This window comes from Cedecea sp. VD22, assembly GCF_037150195.1.
Lineage (GTDB): Bacteria > Pseudomonadota > Gammaproteobacteria > Enterobacterales > Enterobacteriaceae > Cedecea.
Genome location: NZ_JBBCPX010000010.1, coordinates 16,472 through 41,903, shown reverse-complemented (window position 1 = coordinate 41,903; position 25,432 = coordinate 16,472). Strand labels below are relative to the sequence as shown.

Genomic DNA, 25,432 nt, shown 5'->3' with positions numbered 1-25,432 from the left:
GCGTCAGGCTATCTGTAAATTTCCACTTATGACCAGTTTTAATGTCCATGCGGCCAGAGCCAGAATGGCCACGGCGATCGCCAGTTCATAGCTTTTCAGCAGCGGCTGACCCTGGGTTTTTTTCTGCCACAGGAACACCAGAATGCCCGGCGTGAATAACAGCGAGCTCAGCAACATCGAATCGCCTGCGGCGTAGCAAAGCCAGAAGCCGTAAGCCGTGGCAATCAGGCCAAGCACGATGCCGCCGGTTCGTGATTCCCCCTGTCCATAGCGCTCCCCGGTCCAGGCCAGCTTCAGTCCGTAGGCTGCGCTGAACAGGTACGGAGGTAAAATGGCCGCCGTGGCAATGGAGAATAGCGCCTGGTAGCCGGCGGCGTAGAACAGGGTAAGGATCAGGAAGAGCTGAATTAAGCCATTGGTGATCCACAGTGAAAACGAAGGTGAATGACGGGCGTTCTCTTTGGCGAAAATTTTAGGGAAAATGCCGTCAATTGCCGCGACACGCGGTAATTCTGCGGCAAACAGCGTCCAGGCCAGCAGCGCGCCGGCTACGGACAGAATCACGCCTCCGGCAACGAACTTCGCTCCCCATGCCCCGACCACGCTTTCCAGCACGCCGGCCATCGACGGATTCTTCAGCCCGGCCAGGCTCGCCTGATCGAGGATCCCCATCGACAGCACGCTGACCAGCACGTAAATCGCCAGCGCGCCCAGCAGACCAATGACCGTCGCCTTACCGATATCCTCACGTTTTGCGGCCCGGGCAGAAACAACGGTTGCCCCTTCAATGCCGATAAACACCCAGGTAGTTACCAGCATGGTGTTTTTAACCTGGTCGAAAATTTCCGGGCGAGATCCTTCGACCAGCATCATGCGGCCCCAGAAATCCGCCGTGAACACGCCAATCCGAAAGGCAATCAGCACCGCGACAATAAAGACCAGCAGAATGATGACCTTGACCACGGTGAGGATGGTGTTGATGTAGGCGGCTTCTCGCACCCCGCGAAGTACCAGGGCATGTACCAGCCACAGCACAACGGAGGCACCGATAATGGAAGGCAGGTTATTCCCGTCGCCAAACACCGGAATGAAAAAGCTCATGGCGCTAAACAGCAGCACCGCGTAAGAGACGTTCCCGAGCCAGGCGGAGAACCAGTAGCCCCAGGCGGACTGGAAGCCAATAAAGTCGCCAAACCCGGCCCGGGCATAGCTGTAAACGCCGCCGTCAAGATCCGGGCAGCGAGCGCTGAGATTCTGATAAATAAACGCCAGGCAAAGCATGCCGACGCCGGTAATGGCCCAGCCGATCAGCAATGCGCCGGGGGACGCTACCGAAGCAAAGTTTTGCGGCAGGCTGAAAACGCCCCCGCCAATCATGGAGCCTATAACCAGCGCCACCAGCGCGCTGAGTCCGAGTTTTCTTTCACTGCTTGTGGAGGTGTCTGCGGCACCTTCATGGGTAACATCGGCCATTTCCTTTTCTCCCGCTGCGCGAAGCAGCACAAGGGCAATACGGGCAGCGAGGGGTTCCCACTGCCCGACAGCGTTACGCGCCGAGCGTGGCGACCATCACGGCTTTAATGGTATGCATGCGGTTTTCGGCTTCGTCGAAGACAATGGAGTGTGCTGACTCAAAGACTTCCTCGGTCACTTCCAGCCCCTTCAGGCCGTAGGTTTCTTCGATCTCTTTGCCGACTTTGGTGTGTTCGTTATGGAAGGCAGGCAGGCAATGCATGAACTTGACGTGCGGGTTGCCGGTCGCATTAAGAACGCTCTGGTTAATCTGGTAGGGCGTCATGATACTTACGCGTTCAGCCCAGGCTTCTTTAGGCTCGCCCATCGAAACCCAAACGTCCGTGTAGAGGAAATCCACGCCCGCAACGCCTTCTTCCACGCTGTCCGTCAGCATGATGCGGCCGCCGGTTTCTTTGGCGATGGCGCGGCATTGCTCGACCAGCGCCGCTTCAGGCCAGAAGGCTTTCGGCGCGACAAGACGAATATCCATGCCCATTTTGGCTGCGCCCACCATCAGGGAATTGCCCATGTTGTTACGGGCATCGCCGAGATAAGCGAAGGAGAGATCCTGCAGTTTTTTACCCGGAGCGTGCTCCAGCATGGTCATCAGGTCGGCGAGGATCTGGGTCGGGTGAAATTCATTGGTTAGCCCGTTCCACACCGGCACGCCAGCGTATTCCCCCAGCTCTTCGACAATGTCCTGGCCATAGCCGCGGTATTCAATCCCGTCGTACATCCGCCCCAGCACGCGAGCGGTATCTTTCATGGATTCTTTATGGCCGATTTGCGAGCCGCTTGGCCCCAGATAGGTCACCAGCGCGCCCTGGTCAAACGCGCCAACCTCAAAGGCGCAGCGGGTACGGGTGGAGGTTTTCTCGAAGATCAGCGCGATGTTTTTACCGCATAGCGTTTTTTTCTCTGTTCCGGCCTGTTTGGCGGCCTTCAGTTCACGGGCCAGGTCGATGAGGTACTGAATTTCTGCCGGTTTGAAGTCGAGGAGTTTCAGGAAATTACGGTTTTTTAGGTTGATAGTCATTTTCGTTATCCTTTGAATGAGAAGTTTTTTTACCCTCACCCCGGCCCTCTCCCTGGAAGGGAGAGGGGGGAAATGCTGGTGATTCTGTTTCGTTTCCTGTCCCCTCTCCCCGAGGGGAGGAGGAAGTGCAGGCGGCTCGGTTTTATCCCCTCTCCCCCAGGGGAGAGGGTTAGGGTGAGGGGGCTTTCACGGCTCCCGAATTAACGTGCCTTTCTCCCCGGCCAGAATTGCCGGGCCATCCTCCAGCGCACCTATCCCGGCGATACCGTGGCAACTGGCGACAAAGTGACTGCAGGCGGACACTTTTGGCCCCATCGAGCCTGCATCGAAGCTCATGCCTTCAAGCTCGGCTGGCGTCACGCTGGTGAGCGGGCGCTGCGCTGGTGTGCCCCAGTTGAGATAAACGGCGTCTGCGTCAGTGAGGATCAGCAGGGCGTCGGCCTCTATCTGGCGAGCCAGCAATGCGGCGGAAAGATCCTTATCAATGACGGCTTCAATCCCGTGGTAGCCATCGGCTTTCTCCACCACCGGCACGCCGCCGCCGCCGTTACAAATAACCAGGTGGTCACGCTGGATAAGCGCCGTAATGGCATCGCTTTCGACGATGCGTTTAGGCAGCGGGGACGGCACGACGCGGCGGAAATACTGGCCATCAGCTTTTACCGACCAGCCTTTGTCACGTACCAGCGCATCCGCCTGCTCCTTGCTGTACACCGGGCCGATGTACTTGGTCGGATTGCTAAAGGCCGGATCCTGCGGATCTACTTCAACCTGAGTCAGCAGCACGCTGACTTCGCGGTCAGGCAGATGATTTTTCAGCGCCTGCTGCAGCATGTAGCCGATCATTCCCTGGCTCTCAGCGCCGAGAACGTCCAGCGGATAAGGACTTACGTTTTGGTAGGCGCTGTTTTGCAGGGCCAGCAGGCCGACCTGCGGACCGTTGCCGTGCACCAGCACCACGCGCCAGGCGTGGGTGAGCTGGGCGATAGTTTTTGCCGCCAGCTCAATATTTTTACGCTGCAGGTCGGCTTCCAGCGGTTCACCACGCTTCAGCAGGGCATTCCCGCCGAGCGCGACTACGAGAGTGGGTTTATGTTGCATATGCTTTCCTCCCTTAAATCCCGTCGCGTTCCAGCGGGCAGCTCATGCAACGCGCGCCGCCACGTCCGCGGCCCAGTTCATCGCCTGGAATAGGCAGGACGGTGATCCCGGCTTTGTCGTATTTCTCGTTGGTCCAGATATTGCGTTCGTAGCCGATGACCACGCCGGGGCGAACGGTCAGCACGTTGTTGGCGTCGTTCCACTGTTCGCGCTCGGCTTCAAAAGCATCGCCGCCGGTGGTGATGAGCTTGACCTGATCGATACCCAGCGCTTTTTCGATGGCGTTCACCAGGCTGGTTTCCTGCTGGCGTTTGATGCCGCCGTGGCCGTCAGGGGTTAACGTCCAGCACTGCACGTCTTTGCGGACGACTTCCGGGTAAACGGAGAAGGTGTCGAGATCGAGATGAGTCATGACGGTATCGAGGTGCATACAGGAGCGGTGCTTCGGTAGCTCGACGGCAATCACGCGTGTTGCCTGTTGATGCCTGAATAATGATTCAGCGAGGAATTCAATGCCCTGAGGGGTGGTTCGTTCGGACATGCCAATTAATACCGCACCCCGGCCAATCACTAATACGTCACCGCCTTCCAGCGTGGCATGATCGTAATTAATATTTTCGTCGCCGTAATACTTAATGAATTTCCCGTCGGTGAATGCCGGATGCCAGCGGTAAATGGCCCTTAAGTTATTTGTTTCGCGCTGGCGAGCGGCTTTTGCCATTGGGTTAATAGAGACGCCGTTATAAATCCAGCAGGAAGTATCTCGGGTGAATAAATGGTTGGGGAGCGGCTTCATAATAAAGTCTGTTGTGGCATGAATATCCACGACCATATTTTTAATGTGTGTCGGAATTTCCCCATAGGTCAGCCCGCCAGAAAGGCGACGGGCGAGTTCGCGATGTGGCATATCAGCCAGCCAGCCGCGAACGTCCGAGGCGAATGCCGGCCCGAGCCGATAGTCTGAAATCTGGGTGTTCAGCAGCCAGGCCTTGGCATCGCTGACGTCCAGCGTTTGCGTCAGCAGGTCGGTTAGCAGCAGAACTTCCACGCCCTGACCGCGCAGCGTATTGGCAAAAACGTCGTGCTCTTCACCGGCGCGCTCAACGGAAAGCACATCGTCAAATAACAATTCCTGACAGTTTGAAGGGGTAAGTCTTTTCAGGCTGAGGTTTGGGCGATGCAGCATCACGCTGCGTAGTTGACCTATTTCGGAGCCGACATAATGTTTGTCCATGACTATTCCTTTGCATTAATTCGGAGATAGACGTGCCATTGGCGCAATAAATATTGCGTCGCGATTTTATTAACCTGTAAAGTTTTCTTCGAGGCGTATATTAATTTCTTCACAACCATTTAATGTGAGATTTATCACGCGCTCAAGGTGGTTTTTATTTGTTTTGTTATTAATTGATGGCTGTCAGAGAACGGTGATTTAACTGAGGTTGATGAATGCATAATTATACGATAAATCGTTTTTAATTATTTTGGTGTGTTAAAAATATGTAAGTTTATTCCTAAGGGTGAATGTCGCAATGTATTGATTATCATTGATTTTTATTTTCTGTTTGCATGATTATTCATTATGGAATCTGTTTAATGCCGTGAAGAGAAGTTCACGGAAAAATAGTTATTTTTATTTTGCTATTAATGCAGTGCATGCAAACTGTGAGCGCAGCGGATTTATTCTTTTTATCTTAATGAAAACAGACTGTTGTGTGGGGCATAAAAAGAGAGGGAGATGAGGTTATGTCCTTTTAGTGCATAAAAAATGCTGGGCGTGCATCAGACGCGCAACATTTTTAGTAATAACCAGGCGGGAGAAAAGAAAACCCCTCGGGCGGAAAGCCGCCGAGGGGCCAGGAGAAGCCCTGGGAGCGAAGAAACTAGTTTGCCAGCGTGGCGACCATCACGGCCTTGATGGTGTGCATCCGGTTCTCAGCCTGGTCGAACACCACGCTGTGGGAGGATTCAAAAACTTCATCGGTGACTTCCATGCCGCCGTGCAGATCGAACTCCAGCGCCATTTGTTTACCCAGCGTGGTTTGATCGTCGTGAAACGCCGGCAGGCAGTGCAGGAACTTGACCTGCGGGTTGCCGGTTAACGCCAGCATGGCGCTGTTGACCTGATAAGGGCGCAGCAGGGTGATTCGCTCGGCCCACTTCTCTTTGGCTTCGCCCATCGACACCCAGACGTCGGTATAGATGAAATCCGCCCCTTTAACGCCCGCGGCAACGTCTTCGGTTAACGTGATTTTTCCGCCAGTCTTTTCGGCCATGGCTTTGCATTCGGCGACCAGCTTTTCATCCGGCCAGCAGGCTTTAGGCGCCACCAGGCGCAAATCTAGCCCGGTCAGAGCGGCAGCTTCCAGCATGGAGTTCCCCATGTTGTTGCGCGCGTCCCCGGCGTACACCAGCGTCATCTCATTCAGGTTTTTGCCCGGCAGGTGTTCCTGCATGGTGAGCAAATCCGCCAGCAGCTGGGTCGGGTGATATTCGTTGGTCAGGCCGTTCCACACCGGTACGCCCGCATAGCTGGCAAGGGTTTCGACGATATCCTGGCCGTAGCCGCGGTACTGGATGCCGTCATAAATGCGCCCCAGCACGCGAGCGGTATCTTTAATTGATTCTTTATGCCCGATCTGACTGCCGCTTGGGCCGAGATAAGTGACGCGGGCGCCCTGGTCGTAAGCGGCAACTTCGAAAGAGCAACGAGTACGAGTCGAATCTTTTTCGAAGATGAGCGCAATGTTTTTACCAGTAAGATGCTGAATCTCAGTTCCTTTTTTCTTGTCACTTTTCAGCTTGGCGGACAGGGTCAGCAATTCGTTCAGTTGAGCAGGGGTAAAATCGAGCAGCTTAAGAAAGTTTTTCTGATAGAAGTGACTCATTTTTTCCTCGCAGGGCGTAAGCCTTAATTGAATTAAAATTCAATTTATATGTATGAATATTCAATTGCAACCCTGTGTGTTAAAACTTTGCGGTGAAAGGTGGAGGCAAACCCCGGCGTGTGTGAAAATGAGAGTATCTGCCGACACATTTGAGGAAAGGGCCATGGCAAATCCAGAACAGCTGGAAGAACAGCGCGAAGAAACACGTTTAATCATTGAAGAACTGCTGGACGACGGGAGCGACCCGGACGCGCTGTACACCATCGAACACCACCTTTCTGCGGATGATTTCGAAACGCTGGAGAAAGCGGCCGTTGAAGCGTTCAAGCTGGGTTATGAAGTGACTGACCCGGAAGAGCTGGAAGTGGAAGAGGGTGATACCGTCATCTGCTGCGATATCCTGAGCGAATGCGCGCTGAACGCTGAGCTGATCGGTGCCCAGGTTGAGCAACTGCTGAACCTGGCCGAGAAATTCGGTGTGGAATACGACGGCTGGGGCACCTACTTCGAAGACCCGAACGGCGAAGAGGGTGAAGAAGACGGCGACGAATATCAGGACGAAGACGACGACGGCGTTCGTCACTAAAAGTAAGCGGCGCAGCGGCGTTTAGCCGCTGCGCCTGGCATGTGTCATTCTTACCCGATCGGGCAAAATTCTCTTTTTTCCTTTCTTCTTAAATAAATGATTTTCAGGCCACCTATTCTGCCTTAGCATCGTCATCTTGTATTAAAAATGCGCAAATGAGGCTAAAGTCTCGCCATTTCAATTATCAGTCAGCACAGGATGTGTAATATGACAGCTTCCAGTCTTACTCCCTCCTCGACCCCAGCACAAAAAACGCCCAGAACAGGTTTTGAAAAGTGGCAGGACGGTATTAATAAGGCCCCCGGCGATACGCGGTGGAATGCCTGGGATTGTGACATCCAGCGGGTAGTCGATGGATACAATCGCCATCTCTCCTCTACGCCAGGCTACAGGACTTTGGACTGGCATCTGATTAAAGCGATGGTCTGGGTCGAAACGGGAGCCCTGAGCTCTGACTGGCATTTCCGACCGATGCAAATCGGTGTTAAGGGCGATCCTGGGATGACATCTTTCCTGTCAGGTAAGGAAGGCGGTGAGCTCATCCTGCCTGACGCGTGGAAAAAACAGTTAACCGTCGCCACGATCAGAACCACGCCGTTAAATAACCTGCGTGCGGGCATCGGCTACCTGCTGATGCGTATGGCGCAATTCGAGCACCGAACGATACTCACTGTTGACAGCAAAATTTATGACGTCACCGTGAAACCCGGTGACAGCCTGGCAAAAATAGCGAAAGCGCAGGGAAGCACTCTGGAACTGCTGCAAAAGCTTAATCCACAGGTCAAGATTCTCCGTGCTGGTCAGACGCTCAAGTGCCAGAAGGCAAACGCTCGCAGAGTGATTGCCGGATGGCGGAGCATTTCGACCACGACGATCGCTCTTCGCTATAACGGCGGCGGCGATCCTAACTATTCCAGAAAACTCGATTACGCATTATCACTGATTAAAAAAGGGAAGAGCGCTTTATGCAAATGACACTGAAAGCTTGCCTGGTTATCGCCGCTTGTCTGCCGATGCTGGCGCTGGCTGACGATCCTCAGCCAGTTAAGGATGCCACGGCCCTGCGAGAAGCGTGTAGTGAATATGCGGAAGCGGGGATGCGTGACTGTCTGATTAAGCAGTCGAAAGAGAGTGAGCAAGTTTTGGAAAAAGCCAGCAAATCCGCCGCCACCAGAATCGCCGAATGGGATGAAGACCAGGGCTATATCGAGAAAGCTAGCGCAGCGCTCGAGACATCAAATCAACGGTTCATTCATTACCGCAACGGTCAATGCCAGCTTGCGGCTTCGCTCAGCGGAGGTGCGGCAGGCAATGCGCGTGAAATCAGGCGGCTGTCTTGCATAGCTGAACTCAACTATGGTCGCGCTGAGCAGCTAACCCACGCGGTTTCAGGGCTAGCCGTGAAATAGTGCAGCACGCTCTTTGTTGCCGGGCTTACTGACAAAAGTGTGGGCAGTGATTATGCTGTCCTTTACGAAAAGTAAGCGGTGCAGCGGCATTCAGCCGCTGCGCATCAGGATATCCTCATGGACTACCAGCAACTCCTCTCCCCGATTACCCAATTCCTGCAGTGCCCGACGCCCGAGGCGTGGATTCAAAAGGCACGTCGCCCGGAAAATCTGCCGCTGCTGCTAACCGACCACATGGTGTGCGAGCTGAAAGCCGCGCAAACCGCGATGCTGCTGATCCGCAAATACGTTGCCGATAAAGAGAGTTCCCAGGCGCTGCTGGCCTGGCTCCAGCCTTATGAAGCCTTTACCTTCCGTGACGGCGAGGAACCCGATTTTCTCTCGCTCCACAAAGGGCTGAGCAAAAGCATCATGCCGAAAACGGCGAACGGCTGGGGGCAGCAGCTTATCGACAGCATGGTGCTGCTGATCAAAGAAGAGCTGCACCATTTTTGGCAGGTGCGGGAAATTATGATTGCCCGTAACATCCCGTACGCCAAAATCACCGCCAGCCGCTACGCTAAAGGTTTACTGAGTGAAACTCGTACTCATGAACCGCTGATGCTGGTCGATAAACTTATCTGCGGCGCCTACATTGAAGCGCGATCCTGTGAACGATTTGCCGCGCTGGCGCCGCACCTGGATGATGAATTACAGCGTTTTTACCTGTCGCTGCTGCGCTCCGAGGCGCGCCATTATCAGGATTATTTAACCCTGGCGGAGCAGATTGCCGGGGGCGATATCAGTGAACGCGTGCGTTTCTTTGGCAAGGTTGAGGCCGGGCTTATCCAAAGCCATGACGACGAGTTTCGTTTCCACAGCGGCGTACCCGCCGCAGAGTAGAAGGATGTACCATGAACTGGACCCACGTCATTATTGCAGGCTATGTCGGGGCTGTGATCGCCGCGGTGGTAGCGGTATTCCGCAAGAAAGGCTGGGTCGGTAAAGCGGGCGCGGTGGCCATTGCGCTGGTTGCCATCATGGCGTGGAACATCTTTGACGTAAAATACCTTATTCCTCGCGATCGGGCCGGGCAGGAACTGGCCGGGCTGGATGACGCGATGGCCCGGATGCCGGTTTACCAGGTGCTGAAAGAGCAGGAACCCGCGCTGTGGATGTCCATTCGCCAGCAGGCGGTAGAGATGCACCAGCAGGGGAAAACCGAGCAGGAAGTGATCGACACCATCCAGCCGCAGATCCTCGCGGTGGAGACCAAGCGCCTGCAAAGCGCGACGGACGACAACGTCGTGGCGTTTATGCAGGTGAACATGCAGCAAACGGCGATGGTGCAAAAATCCAGTGACGACGCCTGTTTCCGCTTCCTGTTCCCGGACGTGAAGGGCGGCATCAACTCCACGAAAATACTGCCTAAGGATGTGACGATGCGCCGCATGCAGGTGGATGCGGCGATGATGCGTTCCGCCTACGGCGCAGACAAACACAGCGTAACTGACGCCGAGCGCGATCAGGCCCGCAAAGACATTCAGCCCATCGTGCAGCAGTTGACTAAGCGCTACGGGAGCGACCTCCAGCTTATGTCGGACCCGCATAAAGCGGTGGGCAAAGAGGGGCTGGTCTGTAACCAGGTTCAGGAGCTGTGGCGCAACGTTCTGCAGCTGCCTCCAGCCCGCGCGGCCGGGATCATTCGCCTGTCGGTTGCGCAGGAATAACCCGTAGCGATAGCGATCGAAATCGCTTAAGGCTTGAACAGCTACGCGCTTATCGCTAAGGTAAGCGCGTTTTTTTACCTTCCTGGAAAGCATCATGACCGCTATCGCCCTTATCGACGACCACCTTATCGTCCGCTCCGGCTTTGCTCAACTTCTTGGGCTGGAGGCGGATTTTCAGGTCGTGGCCGAGTTCGGCTCCGGACGCGAGGCGCTGGCCGGGCTGCCGGGGCAGGGCGTGCAGGTGTGTATCTGCGATATTTCAATGCCGGACATTTCCGGGCTGGAGCTGTTAAGCCAGTTACCAAAAGGAATGGCGATCGTCATGCTGTCGGTGCACGACAGCCCCGCGCTGGTGGAGCAGGCGCTAAACGCTGGCGCGCGCGGCTTTTTATCCAAACGCTGCAGCCCCGACGAACTGATTGCCGCCGTGCGCACGGTGGCGACGGGCGGGTGCTACCTGACGCCGGACATTGCCATGAAGCTGGCCGCCGGGCGGCAGGATCCGTTGACGAAACGCGAGCGGCAGGTGGCTGAAAAGCTGGCGCAGGGCATGGCGGTGAAAGAGATTGCCACCGAGCTGGGACTTTCGCCAAAAACGGTGCACGTGCACCGCGCCAACCTGATGGAAAAGCTCGACGTCAGCAACGATGTGGCGCTGGCGCGACGCCTGTTTGACGGTTGGTAATGCGACCTTTCTTCTCGCGGCTGATTGCCGTTATCGCCAGTTTCTTTATCTTTTCCGCCGGCTGGTTTTGCCTGTGGAGCATCAGTCTGCATCTGGTGGAGCGGCCTGAGCTGGCGGTGCTGTTATTTCCCTTTGGATTGCGTTTAGGGCTGATGCTGCAGTGCCCGCGCGGCTACTGGCCGGTTCTGCTGGGCGCGGAGTGGCTGATGCTTTTCTGGCTCGCGCAGGAAGTGGCGCTGGCGCATCTGCCGCTGTTAATGCTGGGCGGGGTGCTCACCATCCTGCCGGTGGCGCTCATTTCTCGTTATCGTCATCAGCGTGACTGGCGGACTCTGCTGCGCCAGGGCGCGGCGCTTATCGCGGCCGCTTTGCTGCAGTCGCTGCCGTGGCTGAACCAGGGCAGCGATGCCCTGAATGCGCTGCTGCTGACCCTGACCGGCGGGTTAACGCTGGCGCCGACCTGCCTGGTACTCTGGCACTATCTGACCAGCACCGTCTGGCAACCTCTTGGCCCGGCGCTGGTTTCCCAGCCGGTCAACTGGCGCGGGCGGCATCTGATTTGGTATTTACTGCTGTTTGCCGTCAGCCTCTGGCTGCAGTTGGGGTTACCCGCCGAACTCTCCCGTTTTACGCCGTTCTGCCTGGCGCTGCCGATTATCGCCCTGGCCTGGCACTACGGCTGGCAGGGAGCGCTGATTGCCACCCTGATGAACGCCATCGCGCTGATTGCCAGCCAGACCTGGCACGATCATCCGGTGGATCTTCTGCTTTCATTGCTGGCTCAAAGCCTGACCGGGTTATTGCTGGGCGCAGGGATCCAGCGCCTGCGTGAACTGAACCAGTCTTTGCAAACCGAGCTGGCGCGAAATCGCCGCCTGGCCGAACGCCTGCTGGAAACCGAAGAAAGCGTGCGGCGGGAAGTGGCGCGGGAACTGCATGACGACATTGGGCAAACCATCACGGCGATCCGTACCCAGGCCGGGATCGTGCAGCGGCTGGCGCCAGAAAGTGAGGGCGTTAAGCGCAGCGGCGCGCATATCGAACAGCTTTCGCTGGGGATTTATGACTCGGTTCGCCGCCTGCTCGGGCGCTTACGCCCGCGCCAGCTGGATGATTTATCGCTCGAGCAGGCGATTCGTTCCCTGATGCGCGAGATGGAGCTGGAAAGCCGCGGCATCGTCGGCCATATCAACTGGCAAATCGATGAGCCTCTGCTTAGCGAGGGGCAGCGCGTGACGCTGTTCCGCGTTTGCCAGGAAGGGCTCAATAACATCGTAAAACACGCCAGCGCCAGCGCGGTAACGCTCCAGGGCTGGCAGCAGGACGAGCGGCTGATGCTGGTGATTGAAGACGACGGCAGCGGTTTGCCGCCGGGTTCCGGGCTGCAGGGCTTTGGGCTTACCGGCATGCGTGAGCGCGTGACGGCGCTGGGCGGGACGTTCGCCATTTCCTGCACTCACGGCACGCGCGTCAGCGTCAGCCTGCCACTACGTTATGCCTGAGGGGCGAGCATGTTCAATTTTTTAAAAGTCCCGGCAAGCGTCGCGCCGCTTAGCGACAAAAGTGAAATTGATGCCCGCTACCGTTACTGGCGTCGTCATATCCTGATCACTATCTGGCTCGGCTACGCGCTGTTTTACTTTACCCGCAAAAGCTTTAACGCCGCCGCGCCAGAAATCCTCGCCACCGGCGTGATGGAGCGCACCGATATCGGCCTGCTGGCGACGCTGTTTTACATCACCTACGGCTTGTCGAAATTCTTCTCCGGGATTGTCAGCGACTTTTCCAATGCCCGCTATTTCATGGGCATCGGGCTGATAGCTACCGGCATCGTAAATATTCTGTTTGGCTTCTCGACCTCGCTTTGGGCGTTTGCGCTGCTGTGGGCGCTGAACGCCTTTTTCCAGGGCTGGGGATCGCCGGTTTGCGCCCGGCTGCTGACGGCGTGGTATTCCCGCAGCGAGCGCGGCGGCTGGTGGGCCGTCTGGAACACTGCTCACAACGTGGGCGGGGCGTTAATCCCGATCATCATGGGTGCTGCGGCGCTGCAGTACGGCTGGCGTGTCGGGATGATGATCGCCGGTGGCCTGGCGATTATCGCCGGGTTATTCCTCTGCTGGCGGCTGCGCGACAGGCCGCAAACCGTGGGCTTACCGGCGGTGGGCGACTGGCAGCATGACGCCCTTGAAATCGCCCAGCAGCAGGAAGGCGCTGGGCTGACGCGCAAAGAAATCCTCTACAAGTATGTGCTGGTTAACCCTTACATCTGGCTGCTCTCGCTGTGCTACGTGCTGGTGTATGTGGTGCGGGCGGCGATCAACGACTGGGGTAATCTTTATATGTCCGAAACGCTGGGGGTCGGGCTGGTTACCGCGAACTCGGCGGTGACCATGTTTGAGCTGGGCGGATTTATCGGCGCACTGGTGGCGGGCTGGGGCTCGGACAAGCTGTTCAACGGCAACCGTGGCCCGATGAACCTGATCTTCGCGGCAGGCATTCTGCTTTCCGTGGGCTCGCTATGGCTGATGCCCTTTGCCAGCTACGTGATGCAGGCGGCCTGTTTCTTTACCACCGGCTTCTTCGTGTTTGGGCCGCAGATGCTGATCGGCATGGCGGCGGCAGAATGTTCGCACAAAGAGGCGGCGGGCGCGGCGACGGGATTTGTCGGGCTGTTTGCCTATCTTGGCGCCTCGCTTTCCGGCTGGCCGCTGGCGCGGGTGATCGACATCTGGCACTGGAGCGGCTTCTTTGCCGTGATCGCAATTGCCGCCGGGATATCGGCTTTGCTGCTGCTACCGTTCTTAAACGCCCAGGCCCCGCGCGAGGCTAACGAAGCGTGATACTCCTCACCCTTTTGCGCCATAAAGGGCAAAACTAAGAAATTTTCCCGGTTCGGCCTGGACGCTGTCTCAGGCCAGTTTGCTCGCTGATTTTTACAATGCCTGCCATTAAGCAGGTATTCAAATCAGGAGTCATCCATGCTGGCCTTTCTAAACCAGGTGCGTAAGCCCACCCTGGATCTGCCGCTCGAAGTGCGGCGAAAAATGTGGTTCAAACCGTTCATGCAGTCGTATCTGGTGGTGTTTATTGGCTACCTGACGATGTACCTGATCCGCAAAAACTTTAACATTGCCCAGAACGACATGATCTCCACCTACGGGCTGAGCATGACACAGTTGGGGATGATTGGCCTCGGTTTCTCCATTACCTACGGCGTGGGCAAAACCCTGGTTTCTTATTACGCAGACGGGAAGAACACCAAGCAGTTCCTGCCGTTTATGCTGATCCTTTCCGCCATCTGTATGCTCGGCTTCAGCGCCAGCATGGGCGCAGGCTCGGTTAGCCTGTTCCTGATGATTGCTTTCTACGCTCTGAGCGGTTTCTTCCAGAGCACCGGCGGGTCGTGCAGCTACTCGACCATCACCAAGTGGACGCCACGCCGCAAGCGCGGCAGCTACCTGGGCATGTGGAACATCTCCCACAACCTCGGCGGCGCTGGCGCGGCCGGTGTGGCCCTGTTTGGCGCTAACTACCTGTTTAACGGCCACGTTATCGGGATGTTTATCTTCCCGTCCGTTATTGCCCTGATTGTCGGTTTTATTGCCCTGCGCTACGGCAGCGATTCCCCTGAGTCCTACGGCCTCGGCACCGCCGAAGAGCTGTTTGGCGAAGAGGTCAGCGAAGAAGACAAAGAAGCCGAAGACAATTCGATGACCAAATGGCAGATCTTTGTTGAATACGTGCTGAAAAACAAAGTGATCTGGCTGCTGTGCTTCTCCAACATCTTCCTGTACGTGGTGCGTATCGGTATCGACCAGTGGTCCACCGTGTATGCTTTCCAGGAGCTGAAACTCTCCAAAGAAGTGGCGATTCAGGGCTTCACCCTGTTTGAAGTGGGCGCGCTGGTTGGCACGCTGATGTGGGGCTGGCTGTCTGACCTTGCGAATGGTCGTCGTGCGCTGGTGGCCTGCGTAGCGCTGGCATTGATCATCGCCACGCTGGGCGTGTACCAGCATGCCAGTAATCAGTACGTTTACCTGGCTTCGCTGTTTGCCCTTGGTTTCCTGGTCTTTGGCCCGCAGCTGCTGATCGGCGTGGCGGCAGTCGGCTTCGTGCCTAAGAAAGCTATCGGCGCGGCCGACGGCATCAAAGGCACCTTCGCTTACCTGATCGGCGACAGCTTCGCCAAGCTGGGCCTGGGGATGATTGCCGACGGGACGCCAATCTTCGGTCTCACCGGCTGGGCCGGCACGTTCGCTGCCCTGGATGCCGCCGCAATCGGCTGTATCGTGCTGATGGCCATCGTGGCGGTATTTGAAGAGCGCAAAATTCGCCGCGAGAGAAAGATCCAGCAGCTGAAAATCGCTTAAGCGCATTCTGAACTGTTCCAGCCCGGCATAACGCCGGGCTTTTTTATGCCCGCGGATAACGCCAGCGCGAGGCATTACTGGGTAAAGTGATTGCGCTATACTGCCCGGCATTCATTGATAGCAAATTGTCGTTAAGCTGCCGGGTATTTAACTTCATGATTTGGATTATGTTAGCTACGCTTTGCGTGGTGTTTATTGTCGGCTTTCGGGTGCTCACGTCGGATTCACGGCGGGCTATTCGCCGACTGAGTGAGCGGCTGGGGATCGACGTGGTGCCGGTTGAATCGATGATCGATCAAATGGGGAAAGCACAGGGCGACGCGTTTTTACAGTATTTGCACCGCCCGGATGAGTCCCATTTGCAAAATGCGGCGCAGGTTTTGCTGATTTGGCAGATGGTGATTGTCGACGGCAGCGATCAAAATCTCCAGCAGTGGTATCGAAGGCTGCAAAAAGCCCGGCTTGCCACACCGATTACTGACGCTCAGGTTCGCCTGGCACAGGGGTTTTTACGAGAGATGGAGCCGGAGAAGCCGGAGATCACGGCTTTTCAGATGCGCTATAACGGCTACTTCCAGCCTGAAGATGGCGTGCACTGGCTGCACTAGTGCACGCCGTTTCACAGAGAATTACAGCGTTTTGAGCATGGTGACTTCGCAATCCACATGGCCGGTGCAGCCTAGTGGGGCAGGAATATGTTCAAAGCCTAAATGTTCGTATAGCCCAACGGCTTCTTTCAGAAATGCGGTAGTTTCCAGGTAACAGCGCTTGAAGCCCTGATCCCGGGCGTGATCCAGCGCCTGCAGCGCCAGTTTCTTGGCTAATCCCTGGCCGCGAACCACCGGCAGGAAATACATCTTCTGCAGCTCACAAATGTCCGGCTCGCTACACGATAACGGCGCCACGCCGCCGCCCCCCACCACTTCGCCGTTGATTTCTACCACCCAGTACGCATGGCCTGGCTGGCTGTAGAGCTGATAAAGCTCGTCAAGATTAGGGTCGGCAACGGTGTAGCCTTTATCGGCGGTCAGGCCGTATTCGGCGGACACCTGGCGAATAACTCGGGCGATAGCCGAATTGTCTTCGGCAGTAATCCGGCGCAGCTGGAGCTTCACATCGACCGGGGCTGTGGTGTTCATCATGTGACTCATAGGCTTAGGGAAGGATAAAAGCAGTTAATAGCACTTCATTACGGAGGGCGCAAGCTGCATAAAAAACGCCCCACACCGAGGTGCGGGGCGAATTATGCCTGGGGCCGATTACAGCGCGGCGATAACGGTCTGCTGCTCAATCAGCTTCGCTTTGGCGTCGGCAAAGCCTTCGAGACGCTCACGCTCTTTGGCGACAACGTCAGCTGGCGCGCGGGCGACAAAGCCTTCGTTGGACAGTTTGCCTTCGATCTTGCCAATTTCGATTTCGATCTTCGCCACTTCTTTCACCAGACGCTCGATCTCAGCGGCTTTATCTACCAGACCGGCCATCGGGATCAGCAGCTCTGCGCCGTCGATAATCTTGGTCACGGAAACCGGACCTTTGTCATCGACTGGCAGGATGGTGATGCTCTCCAGGCGAGCCAGGTTCTGCAGGAAGGTGCGGTTTTCGCTCACGCGACGAATTGCTTCCTCGCTGCAGCCGCGCAGCAGCACGTCCAGACGTTTGCCTGGAGCGATGTTCATCTCGGCGCGAATGTTACGCACCGCGGTGATCACGTCCTTCAGCCATTCGGTGTCTGCGAACGCCGCTTCATCAACCTGAGACGCATCGTAGGCCGGGAATGACTGCAGCATAATAGTGTCTGCGGTGATGCCCTTCAGCACTTTCACGCGCTGCCAGATGGTTTCGGTGATGAATGGAATGATCGGGTGTGCCAGGCGCAGCAGACCTTCGAGCACGTTCACCAGCGTATTGCGGGTGCCGCGCAGTTCGGCTTCAGAACCGCCGTTCATGACCGGCTTGGTCAGCTCCAGATACCAGTCACAGAACTGGTTCCAGGTGAACTCGTACAGGATGTTGGCGGCGATGTCGAAGCGGTAGCTGTCCAGCGCTTCACGGTATGCTTTCACGGTACGGTTGAACTCGGCCAGGATCCAGCGATCGGCCAGAGACAGCACCATTTCGCCGCCGTTGAAGCCGCAATCCTGCTCTTCGGTGTTCATCAGCACGAAGCGGCTGGCGTTCCAAAGTTTGTTACAGAAGTTGCGGTAGCCTTCCAGGCGCTTCATGTCCCAGTTGATGTCGCGGCCAGTAGAGGCCAGCGCCGCCAGGGTGAAGCGCAGGGCGTCGGTGCCGTGCGGCTCGATGCCGTTCGGGAACTGTTTCTCGGTGCGCTTGCGGATTTTCTCCGCGAGCTGCGGCTGCATCATGTTGCCGGTACGTTTCTCCAGAAGATCTTCCAGAGAGATGCCGTCCACCATGTCCAGCGGGTCGATAACGTTGCCTTTGGATTTGGACATCTTCTGGCCTTCGTCATCGCGAATAAGGCCGGTCATGTAGACGGTCTTAAACGGCACCTGCGGCTTGCCGTCTTCATCTTTGATGAAGTGCATGGTCAGCATGATCATGCGGGCAATCCAGAAGAAGATGATGTCGAAGCCGCTGACCATAACGCTGGTCGGGTGGAAGGTGCGCAGCGCTTCGGTGTTTTCCGGCCAGCCCAGGGTGGAGAAGGTCCACAGGCCAGAGGAGAACCAGGTGTCCAGCACGTCTTCGTCCTGGTTCAACGCCACGTCGGCACCCAGGTTGTTTTCGGCGCGAACTTCCGCTTCGTTGCGGCCAACGTACACGTTGCCTTCCGCGTCGTACCAGGCCGGGATACGGTGACCCCACCACAGCTGACGGGAGATACACCAGTCCTGAATATCGCGCATCCAGGAGAAGTACATGTTTTCATACTGCTTAGGCACGAACTGGATGTCGCCCTGCTCAACGGCTTCTACCGCCACTTTTGCCAGCGGCGCGGTACGCACATACCACTGGTCGGTCAGCATTGGCTCAATAACCACGCCGCCGCGGTCGCCGTAAGGCACGGTCAGGTCGTGGGGTTTGATTTCATCCAGCAGGCCCATTGCATCGAACTTCGCGACCACGGCTTTACGTGCTGCAAAACGCTCCAGTTTCTGGAATTCAGCCGGGATGTCGGAGGCGTAAACGGTGGACTCTTCGCCGTTGGTATCGAACACTTCTGCGGCTTCACGGATATCCCCGTCGAAGGTCAGAATGTTGATCATTGGCAACTGATGGCGGCGGCCAACTTCGTAGTCGTTAAAGTCGTGCGCCGGGGTGATTTTCACGCAGCCGGTGCCTTTTTCCATGTCCGCGTGCTCGTCGCCCACGATAGGAATGCGGCGGTTAACCAGCGGCAGTACCACGAATTTACCAATCAGGTCTTTATAACGCGGATCTTCCGGGTTAACGGCCACGCCGGTATCACCGAGAACGGTTTCCGGGCGGGTGGTGGCGACAATCAGGTAATCTTTACCGTCTGCGGTTTTGGCACCGTCGGCCAGCGGGTAACGCAGGTGCCACATGGAGCCTTTTGACTCGCGGTTTTCAACCTCGAGATCGGAAATCGCGGTACGCAGTTTCGGGTCCCAGTTGACCAGGCGCTTGCCGCGGTAAATCAGGTCTTCTTTATAGAGACGGACGAACACTTCTTTCACCGCGTTGGACAGGCCTTCGTCCATGGTGAAGCGCTCGCGCTCCCAGTCTACGGAGTTACCGAGACGACGCATCTGACGGGTAATGGTGCCGCCGGATTCAGCCTTCCACTGCCAGATTTTGTCGATGAACGCATCGCGGCCGTAATCGTGGCGGGTTTTGCCTTCTTCGGCGGCGATTTTACGTTCTACAACCATCTGCGTTGCGATACCGGCGTGGTCGGTGCCCGCCTGCCACAGGGTGTTTTTGCCCTGCATGCGCTGGTAACGGATCATGGTATCCATGATGGTTTGCTGGAAGGCGTGACCCATATGCAAACTGCCGGTGACGTTCGGCGGTGGGATCATGATGCAGAAGCTTTCCTGGCTGGTGTCGCCATTCGGTTTGAAGTAGCCCTGCTGTTCCCAGTGCTCGTAAAGCGGCTGTTCGATATCTTGCGGGTTATATGTCTTTTCCATTGTCTGCTATGTCGTTCCCGGCGGGGTATAGGTCGCCGTAGTCAAGTGGAAACCGGCAACGCGGTACGCTTTGTAGCGCTCGCGGGCCAGTTGTTTCTGGGATTCTTCGTAAGGTACGAAGTCTATCACTTCCAGGAAAGCGGTGGCAAAATCTGCGAACTGTGGCAGCAGGCTAATCAGCAAATCCCGGGGAGCGCTGCCGCGGCGCTGAGGCCATGCCAGCTCAACCGGCGCGCCGTAGCGTGGGCCTTCACCAGCCAGATTGTGCGGGACGAATGCCTGAGCATCTCGCTGCCAGAGCGCTTCGTCGAGGCGAATCGCCTGCTGTTCGTTTTCGCAGGCGACCAGCACCCGCTTGCCTGCACGGAATCCATCCGCAGCCAGCTCGCACACCAGCTGTTCCACGGCACTTAGCCCTTCGGCATGAGTGTCGTTATCCAGCAGGTAAAACGTTGCGTTTTTCATGAGACCAGCTTGTTAAGTTGAATGTTGTTGCCCCTCACCCTAACCCTCTCCCCAGAGGGGCAAGGGAACCAAACGGCGTTTTTTATGCCCGTCCGGGGTGAGGGTAAAGCTTTACGCTTACTCTTCGCCGTTAAACCCGGAACGGTTCAACAGGAACTGGGACAGCAGGGCGACAGGGCGGCCAGTTGCGCCTTTTGCCTTGCCGGAGCGCCATGCGGTGCCGGCGATGTCCAGGTGAGCCCAGTTGTACTTGCGGGTAAAGCGAGACAGGAAGCACGCCGCCGTAATCGCGCCACCAGGACGGCCGCCAATGTTTGCCATATCGGCAAAGTTGGACTCCAGCTGTTCCTGATACTCGTCACCCAGCGGCAGACGCCATGCGCGGTCACCGGCTTGCTCAGACGCGCTGATCAGCTCGTGCGCCAGCGGATTGTGATTCGACATCAGGCCGGTGATGTGATGGCCAAGGGCGATTACGCAGGCGCCAGTCAGCGTTGCGACGTCGATAACCACTTCTGGCTCGAAGCGCTCGACGTAGGTCAGCACGTCACACAGCACCAGACGGCCTTCGGCATCGGTATTTAGCACTTCAACGGTCTGGCCGGACATCGTCGTCAGCACATCACCCGGGCGATAAGCGCGCCCGCCTGGCATATTTTCACAACCGGCAAGGACGCCAATGACATTCACCGGCAGGTTCAGCTCCGCCACCATGCGCATCACGCCGTAAACGGAAGCCGCGCCGCACATGTCGTACTTCATCTCATCCATGCCTTCGGCAGGTTTGATGGAGATACCGCCGGAGTCAAAGGTTAAGCCTTTGCCAACCAGCACAATCGGACGAGCATCCGGGGAGGCATTGCCTTTATATTCAATCACCGACATCAGTGATTCGTTCTGCGAGCCTTCGCCTACCGCGAGATAGGAGTGCATGCCCAGCTCTTTCATCTGCTGTTCGCCAATCACGCGGGTGACCACGTTTTTGCTGAACGAGTCCGCCAGTTGACGAGCCTGAGAAGCCAGGTAAGCGGCGTTACAGATGTTTGGCGGCATGTTGCCGAGATCTTTCGCGGCTTTGATGCCGGATGCGATAGCCAGGCCGTGCTGAATGGCGCGCTCCCCGCTGGTCAACTCACGACGAGTTGGCACGTTGAACACCATTTTACGCAGCGGACGGCGTGGTTCGGTTTTGTTGGTTTTCAGTTGATCGAAGCTGTACAGCGTCTCTTTAGCTGTCTCAACCGCCTGGCGTACTTTCCAGTAGGTGTTACGGCCTTTGACGTGCAGCTCGGTCAGGAAGCAAACGGCTTCCATTGAGCCGGTGTCGTTGAGCGTGTTGATGGTTTTCTGAATCACCTGCTTGTACTGGCGCTCATCAAGCTCGCGCTCTTTGCCGCAGCCAATCAACAGAATGCGTTCAGACAGCACGTTCGGTACGTGGTGAAGCAATAAGGTTTGCCCTGGTTTTCCTTCCAGCTCACCACGGCGCAGAAGCGCGCTGATGTAGCCATCGCTGATTTTATCGAGTTGTTCTGCGATCGGGGACAGGCGACGCGGTTCAAAGACTCCCACAACGATGCAGGCACTACGCTGTTTCTCGGGGCTACCGCTTTTTACACTGAACTCCATGCACTACGCTCCTGAATCTTAAAGACAACGGCGGGGGCTACAGGCTAGAATTGCAAGCTTTCGTAACTCATCTCCGCTGTTGCGATGACTTCGTGTTAATCTTAACGAATGGATTTACGTTTTCTATTGTGTCTGAACATCGTCCCGTAATGCGAGTTCGCCGGGCTATCTAATCTTAGCGATGTTTTCGACGATTAAAGAGAATAAATGACGTATAAGCGATGAAACAAGCGATTTTCCTGCAAAAAGACTCGTTTCTACAGGCGTATTTAATGTGATTATCATAAAGTATCTGGTTCGGGAGACGCTTAAGAGCCAACTGGCGATCCTTTTCATCCTGCTGCTGATTTTCTTTGCTCAGAAGCTGGTTAGGATCCTCGGTGCTGCGGCCGACGGCGAAATCCCGACAAATCTGGTTTTATCTTTGCTGGGTTTAGGTGTGCCTGAAATGGCGCAGCTAATCCTTCCCCTGAGCCTTTTCCTCGGCTTACTGATGACGCTCGGCCGCTTGTACACCGAGAGTGAAATCACGGTAATGCATGCCTGCGGTCTGAGTAAAGCAGTACTGGTCAAAGCCGCGATGGTTCTCGCACTCTTCACCGGAATTGTGGCCACCGTAAACGTGATGTGGCTGAACCCGTGGTCCGCTCGTCACCAGGACGAAGTGCTGGCTGAAGCCAGAGCGAACCCGGGTATGGCTGCCCTGGCGCAAGGGCAGTTCCAGGTGGCGACCAACGGCAGCGCGGTGCTGTTTATAGAAAGCGTGCGGGGCAAAACATTCAACGATGTTTTCCTTGTTCAGGTGCGTCCGAAGGGCAATACACGTCCTTCCGTGGTGGTCGCGGACTCTGGCCAAATCTTCCAGCGCCCGGACGGCACGCAGATTGTTAAGCTGAATACCGGCACGCGCTTTGAAGGAACCTCAACGCTGCGCGATTTCCGTATTACAGATTTTAAAGACTACCAGGCCGTGGTGGGCCATCAGGCGGTGATGCTTGATCCCTCCGATATCAGCCAAATGAGCATGACCGAATTGTGGAAGAATCCGGAGCCTTCTGCGCGAGCCGAGCTGCACTGGCGCCTGACGCTCATCATGTCGGTGGTCATTATGGCCCTGATGGTAGTCCCGCTGAGCGTGGTGAACCCGCGTCAGGGGCGCGTGCTGTCGATGCTTCCAGCCATGCTGCTCTATCTGGTCTTCTTCCTGCTGCAAAGCTCTTTGCGTTCCAGCGGGTCAAAGGAAAAGCTGGATCCGATGATTTGGATGTGGGCGGTCAACCTGGCGTACCTGGCGCTGGCCGTTGCCCTGAACCTGTGGGATACGGTACCGATGCGCAAAGTGCGTGCCCGCTTTAGCTATAAAGGAGCGGCTTAAATGTTTGGCGTACTTGACCGTTACATCGGTAAAACCATCTTAAACACCATCATGATGACGCTGTTTATGCTGGTGTCGCTGTCGGGAATCATTAAGTTCGTTGACCAGTTGAAAAAAACGGGCCAGGGTTCTTATTCCGCAGCGGGTGCGGGGATGTACACCCTGCTCAGCGTGCCAAAAGATGTTCAGATCTTCTTCCCGATGGCCGCGTTATTAGGCGCGCTGCTGGGGCTGGGGATGCTGGCTCAGCGCAGTGAGCTGGTGGTGATGCAGGCGTCCGGCTTTACGCGTATGCAAATCGCTTCCTCGGTAATGAAAACCGCGATTCCGCTGGTTCTGCTGACAATGGCAATCGGCGAGTGGGTTGCCCCGCAGGGCGATCAAATGGCGCGTAATTACCGTGCGCAAATGCTGCTTGGCGGCTCATTGCTGTCCACAACCAACTCCATTTGGGCGAAAGACGGCCATGACTTCGTGTATATCGATCACGTCAACAGCGAGACAGAAATTGCCGGCATCATGATTTACCACTTCAACGGTGAGCGCCGCCTGCTTTCGGTTCGCAATGCCGCGGCGGCGAAGTATGACGCTGAGCATAAAGTCTGGCGCCTGTCGCAGGTTGACGAGTCAAATCTTTCCGATCCAAAGCAGATTACCGGGTCGCAAACCGTGAGCGGGGAATGGAAAACCAACCTGACGCCCGACAAGCTTGGCGTGGTTGCGCTTGATCCTGACTCGCTGTCGATCAGTGGGCTTTATGATTACATCAAGTACCTGAAAACCAGCGGCCAGGACTCCCGACGCTACCAGTTGAATATGTGGAGCAAGATTTTCGCCCCGGTCTCGGTGGCGGTAATGATGCTAATGGCGCTGTCGTTCATCTTTGGCCCGCTGCGTAGCGTGCCGATGGGCGTACGAGTGGTGACGGGGATAAGCTTCGGTTTTATTTTCTACGTGTTGGATCAGGTGTTTGGCCCGCTAACGCTGGTATACAACATTCCGCCGATTCTGGGAGCGCTGCTGCCTAGCGTGACCTTCCTGCTGATCAGCCTCTGGATGCTGACGAAAAGAGCGGGATAAGTTTACCCTCACCCTAACCCTCTCCCTAAAAGGGAGAGGGAATCTCACTGATACTCTTCTGTGTTTCTTGCCTTTTAGTGTTTCTTTCCCACTCTCCCTTTGGGAGAGGGCCGGGGTGAGTGAAATCAGTGAATAAACATCACCGACACACACAAGATCCCGATAATCAGCGTCAACAGATTCGCCAGCGAACGCCAAGGCTTAAGTGCGGGCACGAGATATGTCGACAGCGTTGGCATAATGAATAAAATCAGTGCGATAAGCGGCCCGCTGATGGCGTAAATCATCGCCAGCGCATTCGGGTTGATATAGCATACCACGAAGGTCAGCAGCGAAATCAGGGTAATAGACAGCGCCCGGCAGAAGGCCCGGCTTCGGTTGATACCTGCCGCGCCCAGCGTGGACTTAACAATCGCCGTCGCCCCTTCAATCACCCCGAAATAGGTGCCCAGAAACGACTTGGACATCGCCACTATCGCAACGATAAAGCCTGAAATACCCAGCCAGGCCGGCGTGCCCGGCACCATCGACAGCGCCGACAGAATGGTCAGGCCCTGAGCCTTCGCGGCGGTAATATCCTGAGCCGGAATAGACAGGAAGCAGCTAAACACGAAGAACAGCACGCTGCAGCAAATCACAAAATAGGCGACACGCATGATTTTCTTACTGTTATTCATCGCGCCTTCGCCGCGGCTTTCGCGCTGTGCTACGGCAAAAGTAGAAATAATGGGCGTGTGGCTGAAGGCGAAGACCATCACCGGAATCGACATCCAGATCTCACCCAATGCGTGACGGTCGAGGACTAAGCCCTCGGTCAGCAAAGACGTCTGCCAGCTGCTGGTCAAATAGAGGGATAAAAACAGGAAGTAGGCAATCAGCGGGAAAACCAGGAATCCCATCACTTTGATGGTGACTTGCCGCCCCATCAGGAAGATCAGGTTCAGCGCCGCAACGACGCCAAGGCTAACCAGCACTCTGATTGTGGTCGTAATCGGCCCGTGTTTGGCTAACTGCTCGATGAGCGAATTGGTAATCGCGACGGCATAAATCAGGATCACCACAAAGAACGCGACGAAATAGAGCCCGGTGATCAGGTTGCCGATTGTTTTGCCGTAGTAGTGGGTCACGGCGCTGGTGATGCCGCCGCTGCCTGGGGTCTTTGCCGACAGGATAAACTGGCAGAGCGCCCGGTGCGGCCAGTAGGTCAGCGGGTAGGCGATCAATGCCGTAAGAAGCAGAACGATGGCGCCGGCTGAGCCGAGCTGAATAGGGAGAAAAAGGGTTCCTGCGCCAACGGCAGTACCATATAAGGCGAAACTCCACAAAGTTTCTTCTTTTGTCCAGAATTTGCGCATTATTTAATCTTTTCTTCTGACTGATTTCCAAAAACCGGCGTAATCTAGCACAAAACTAACCTGGTGAGTCATGTGGCTGTTATTGCAGTATTTATTCCCCTCACCCCGGCCCTC

The 25,432-nt window shown here is 56.1% G+C and carries 22 protein-coding genes; 12 read left to right on the top strand and 10 right to left on the bottom strand.

Translation table 11 applies throughout. The features are described 5' to 3' along the window. Positions 1-3: 3 nt before the first annotated feature. The 5 genes from arcD to argF (WFK85_RS16675) all read right to left on the bottom strand — a co-directional run bounded on the left by arcD (position 4) and on the right by argF (WFK85_RS16675) (position 6,540). Positions 4-1,473 (bottom strand): arginine-ornithine antiporter, encoded by a 1,470-nt coding sequence (gene arcD, locus WFK85_RS16695; RefSeq protein WP_336708967.1) that lies wholly within the window; start codon positions 1,471-1,473, stop codon positions 4-6. A 73-nt stretch (positions 1,474-1,546) separates the two neighbouring features. Further along, positions 1,547-2,551: an ornithine carbamoyltransferase gene (argF, locus tag WFK85_RS16690; protein WP_336708968.1), complete on the bottom strand. Its 1,005-nt coding sequence runs from the start codon at positions 2,549-2,551 to the stop codon at positions 1,547-1,549. A 186-nt stretch (positions 2,552-2,737) separates the two neighbouring features. Beyond that, on the bottom strand, positions 2,738-3,652 hold the full coding sequence (locus WFK85_RS16685; protein WP_336708969.1) for a carbamate kinase: 915 nt from the start codon (positions 3,650-3,652) through the stop codon (positions 2,738-2,740). Between the two features lie 13 nt (positions 3,653-3,665). Next, positions 3,666-4,886: an arginine deiminase gene (gene arcA / locus WFK85_RS16680; RefSeq protein ID WP_008460769.1), complete on the bottom strand. Its 1,221-nt coding sequence runs from the start codon at positions 4,884-4,886 to the stop codon at positions 3,666-3,668. 649 nt (positions 4,887-5,535) lie between these two features. Then, positions 5,536-6,540 (bottom strand): ornithine carbamoyltransferase, encoded by a 1,005-nt coding sequence (argF, locus tag WFK85_RS16675; RefSeq protein WP_166995068.1) that lies wholly within the window; start codon positions 6,538-6,540, stop codon positions 5,536-5,538. A 163-nt stretch (positions 6,541-6,703) separates the two neighbouring features. Here argF (WFK85_RS16675) and rraB point away from each other — a divergent pair, with 163 nt between their 5' ends. The 10 genes from rraB (at position 6,704) to WFK85_RS16625 (ending at position 15,907) form a co-directional block, all read left to right on the top strand. Continuing rightward, positions 6,704-7,126, top strand: coding sequence for a ribonuclease E inhibitor RraB (rraB, locus tag WFK85_RS16670; protein WP_008460771.1), 423 nt, complete (start codon positions 6,704-6,706; stop codon positions 7,124-7,126). 207 nt (positions 7,127-7,333) lie between these two features. Further along, a complete protein-coding gene (locus WFK85_RS16665; protein WP_166877864.1) occupies positions 7,334-8,101 on the top strand; it encodes a LysM peptidoglycan-binding domain-containing protein in 768 nt (255 codons plus the stop codon). Beyond that, positions 8,092-8,535: a lysozyme inhibitor LprI family protein gene (locus WFK85_RS16660; RefSeq protein WP_008460773.1), complete on the top strand. Its 444-nt coding sequence runs from the start codon at positions 8,092-8,094 to the stop codon at positions 8,533-8,535. Before WFK85_RS16665 ends, WFK85_RS16660 begins: the two co-directional genes overlap by 10 nt. Before the next feature lie 117 nt (positions 8,536-8,652). Then, on the top strand, positions 8,653-9,417 hold the full coding sequence (gene miaE / locus WFK85_RS16655; protein ID WP_166877870.1) for a tRNA isopentenyl-2-thiomethyl-A-37 hydroxylase MiaE: 765 nt from the start codon (positions 8,653-8,655) through the stop codon (positions 9,415-9,417). A gap of 11 nt (positions 9,418-9,428) precedes the next feature. Beyond that, complete coding sequence (locus WFK85_RS16650; protein ID WP_166877873.1) at positions 9,429-10,244, top strand: topoisomerase II; 816 nt, start codon at positions 9,429-9,431, stop codon at positions 10,242-10,244. 94 nt (positions 10,245-10,338) lie between these two features. Beyond that, positions 10,339-10,929: a transcriptional regulator UhpA gene (gene uhpA, locus WFK85_RS16645; protein WP_008460776.1), complete on the top strand. Its 591-nt coding sequence runs from the start codon at positions 10,339-10,341 to the stop codon at positions 10,927-10,929. After that, the gene (gene uhpB / locus WFK85_RS16640; RefSeq protein WP_336708970.1) at positions 10,929-12,431 is read left to right on the top strand and encodes a signal transduction histidine-protein kinase/phosphatase UhpB; all 1,503 of its coding nucleotides are present in this window, start codon (positions 10,929-10,931) and stop codon (positions 12,429-12,431) included. The genes uhpA and uhpB overlap by 1 nt, the downstream gene beginning before the upstream one ends. 9 nt (positions 12,432-12,440) lie before the next feature. Beyond that, positions 12,441-13,769, top strand: coding sequence for an MFS transporter (locus tag WFK85_RS16635; protein WP_336708971.1), 1,329 nt, complete (start codon positions 12,441-12,443; stop codon positions 13,767-13,769). A 138-nt stretch (positions 13,770-13,907) separates the two neighbouring features. Next, complete coding sequence (gene uhpT / locus WFK85_RS16630; RefSeq protein ID WP_336708972.1) at positions 13,908-15,299, top strand: hexose-6-phosphate:phosphate antiporter; 1,392 nt, start codon at positions 13,908-13,910, stop codon at positions 15,297-15,299. Positions 15,300-15,454: 155 nt separating this feature from the next. Continuing rightward, complete coding sequence (locus WFK85_RS16625) at positions 15,455-15,907, top strand: DUF1198 domain-containing protein (protein ID WP_008460785.1); 453 nt, start codon at positions 15,455-15,457, stop codon at positions 15,905-15,907. A gap of 21 nt (positions 15,908-15,928) precedes the next feature. Here WFK85_RS16625 and WFK85_RS16620 read toward each other — a convergent pair whose 3' ends face one another. From WFK85_RS16620 to pepA, 4 genes are all read right to left on the bottom strand, one after another. After that, positions 15,929-16,450, bottom strand: a complete 522-nt coding sequence (locus WFK85_RS16620) for a GNAT family N-acetyltransferase (RefSeq protein WP_442892314.1) — start codon at positions 16,448-16,450, stop codon at positions 15,929-15,931. A gap of 108 nt (positions 16,451-16,558) precedes the next feature. Beyond that, entirely contained in the window at positions 16,559-19,414 is a 2,856-nt protein-coding gene (locus tag WFK85_RS16615; protein ID WP_336708973.1) for a valine--tRNA ligase, read from the bottom strand. Between the two features lie 6 nt (positions 19,415-19,420). Then, the gene (locus tag WFK85_RS16610) at positions 19,421-19,879 is read right to left on the bottom strand and encodes a DNA polymerase III subunit chi (RefSeq protein WP_039287963.1); all 459 of its coding nucleotides are present in this window, start codon (positions 19,877-19,879) and stop codon (positions 19,421-19,423) included. Positions 19,880-19,996: 117 nt separating this feature from the next. After that, entirely contained in the window at positions 19,997-21,508 is a 1,512-nt protein-coding gene (pepA, locus tag WFK85_RS16605; RefSeq protein WP_008460793.1) for a leucyl aminopeptidase, read from the bottom strand. 274 nt (positions 21,509-21,782) lie between these two features. Between pepA and lptF the strand changes: the two genes are divergently transcribed. Together lptF and lptG are read left to right on the top strand one after the other, a co-directional pair. Further along, on the top strand, positions 21,783-22,883 hold the full coding sequence (gene lptF / locus WFK85_RS16600) for an LPS export ABC transporter permease LptF (protein ID WP_166995086.1): 1,101 nt from the start codon (positions 21,783-21,785) through the stop codon (positions 22,881-22,883). Beyond that, the gene (gene lptG, locus WFK85_RS16595) at positions 22,884-23,963 is read left to right on the top strand and encodes an LPS export ABC transporter permease LptG (protein WP_008460797.1); all 1,080 of its coding nucleotides are present in this window, start codon (positions 22,884-22,886) and stop codon (positions 23,961-23,963) included. It abuts the gene before it with no gap. Positions 23,964-24,088: 125 nt separating this feature from the next. Here lptG and WFK85_RS16590 read toward each other — a convergent pair whose 3' ends face one another. Next, on the bottom strand, positions 24,089-25,318 hold the full coding sequence (locus WFK85_RS16590) for an amino acid permease (protein WP_336708974.1): 1,230 nt from the start codon (positions 25,316-25,318) through the stop codon (positions 24,089-24,091). Positions 25,319-25,432 lie beyond the last annotated feature (114 nt).

Excerpts from the sequence above, each read along its gene's own strand:
- WFK85_RS16660 (WP_008460773.1), top strand. The coding sequence starts at position 8,092 with ATGCAAATGACACTGAAAGCTTGCCTGGTTATCGCCGCTTGTCTGCCG.
- lptG (WP_008460797.1), top strand. The coding sequence starts at position 22,884 with ATGTTTGGCGTACTTGACCGTTACATCGGTAAAACCATCTTAAACACC.
- WFK85_RS16590 (WP_336708974.1), bottom strand. The coding sequence starts at position 25,318 with ATGCGCAAATTCTGGACAAAAGAAGAAACTTTGTGGAGTTTCGCCTTA.
- pepA (WP_008460793.1), bottom strand. The coding sequence starts at position 21,508 with ATGGAGTTCAGTGTAAAAAGCGGTAGCCCCGAGAAACAGCGTAGTGCC.
- WFK85_RS16615 (WP_336708973.1), bottom strand. The coding sequence starts at position 19,414 with ATGGAAAAGACATATAACCCGCAAGATATCGAACAGCCGCTTTACGAG.
- WFK85_RS16620 (WP_442892314.1), bottom strand. The coding sequence starts at position 16,450 with ATGAGTCACATGATGAACACCACAGCCCCGGTCGATGTGAAGCTCCAG.
- WFK85_RS16650 (WP_166877873.1), top strand. The coding sequence starts at position 9,429 with ATGAACTGGACCCACGTCATTATTGCAGGCTATGTCGGGGCTGTGATC.
- WFK85_RS16665 (WP_166877864.1), top strand. The coding sequence starts at position 7,334 with ATGACAGCTTCCAGTCTTACTCCCTCCTCGACCCCAGCACAAAAAACG.
- arcA (WP_008460769.1), bottom strand. The coding sequence starts at position 4,886 with ATGGACAAACATTATGTCGGCTCCGAAATAGGTCAACTACGCAGCGTG.
- WFK85_RS16625 (WP_008460785.1), top strand. The coding sequence starts at position 15,455 with ATGATTTGGATTATGTTAGCTACGCTTTGCGTGGTGTTTATTGTCGGC.
- rraB (WP_008460771.1), top strand. The coding sequence starts at position 6,704 with ATGGCAAATCCAGAACAGCTGGAAGAACAGCGCGAAGAAACACGTTTA.
- WFK85_RS16610 (WP_039287963.1), bottom strand. The coding sequence starts at position 19,879 with ATGAAAAACGCAACGTTTTACCTGCTGGATAACGACACTCATGCCGAA.
- uhpA (WP_008460776.1), top strand. The coding sequence starts at position 10,339 with ATGACCGCTATCGCCCTTATCGACGACCACCTTATCGTCCGCTCCGGC.
- uhpT (WP_336708972.1), top strand. The coding sequence starts at position 13,908 with ATGCTGGCCTTTCTAAACCAGGTGCGTAAGCCCACCCTGGATCTGCCG.
- miaE (WP_166877870.1), top strand. The coding sequence starts at position 8,653 with ATGGACTACCAGCAACTCCTCTCCCCGATTACCCAATTCCTGCAGTGC.
- WFK85_RS16635 (WP_336708971.1), top strand. The coding sequence starts at position 12,441 with ATGTTCAATTTTTTAAAAGTCCCGGCAAGCGTCGCGCCGCTTAGCGAC.
- argF (WP_166995068.1), bottom strand. The coding sequence starts at position 6,540 with ATGAGTCACTTCTATCAGAAAAACTTTCTTAAGCTGCTCGATTTTACC.
- WFK85_RS16685 (WP_336708969.1), bottom strand. The coding sequence starts at position 3,652 with ATGCAACATAAACCCACTCTCGTAGTCGCGCTCGGCGGGAATGCCCTG.
- arcD (WP_336708967.1), bottom strand. The coding sequence starts at position 1,473 with ATGGCCGATGTTACCCATGAAGGTGCCGCAGACACCTCCACAAGCAGT.
- argF (WP_336708968.1), bottom strand. The coding sequence starts at position 2,551 with ATGACTATCAACCTAAAAAACCGTAATTTCCTGAAACTCCTCGACTTC.
- uhpB (WP_336708970.1), top strand. The coding sequence starts at position 10,929 with ATGCGACCTTTCTTCTCGCGGCTGATTGCCGTTATCGCCAGTTTCTTT.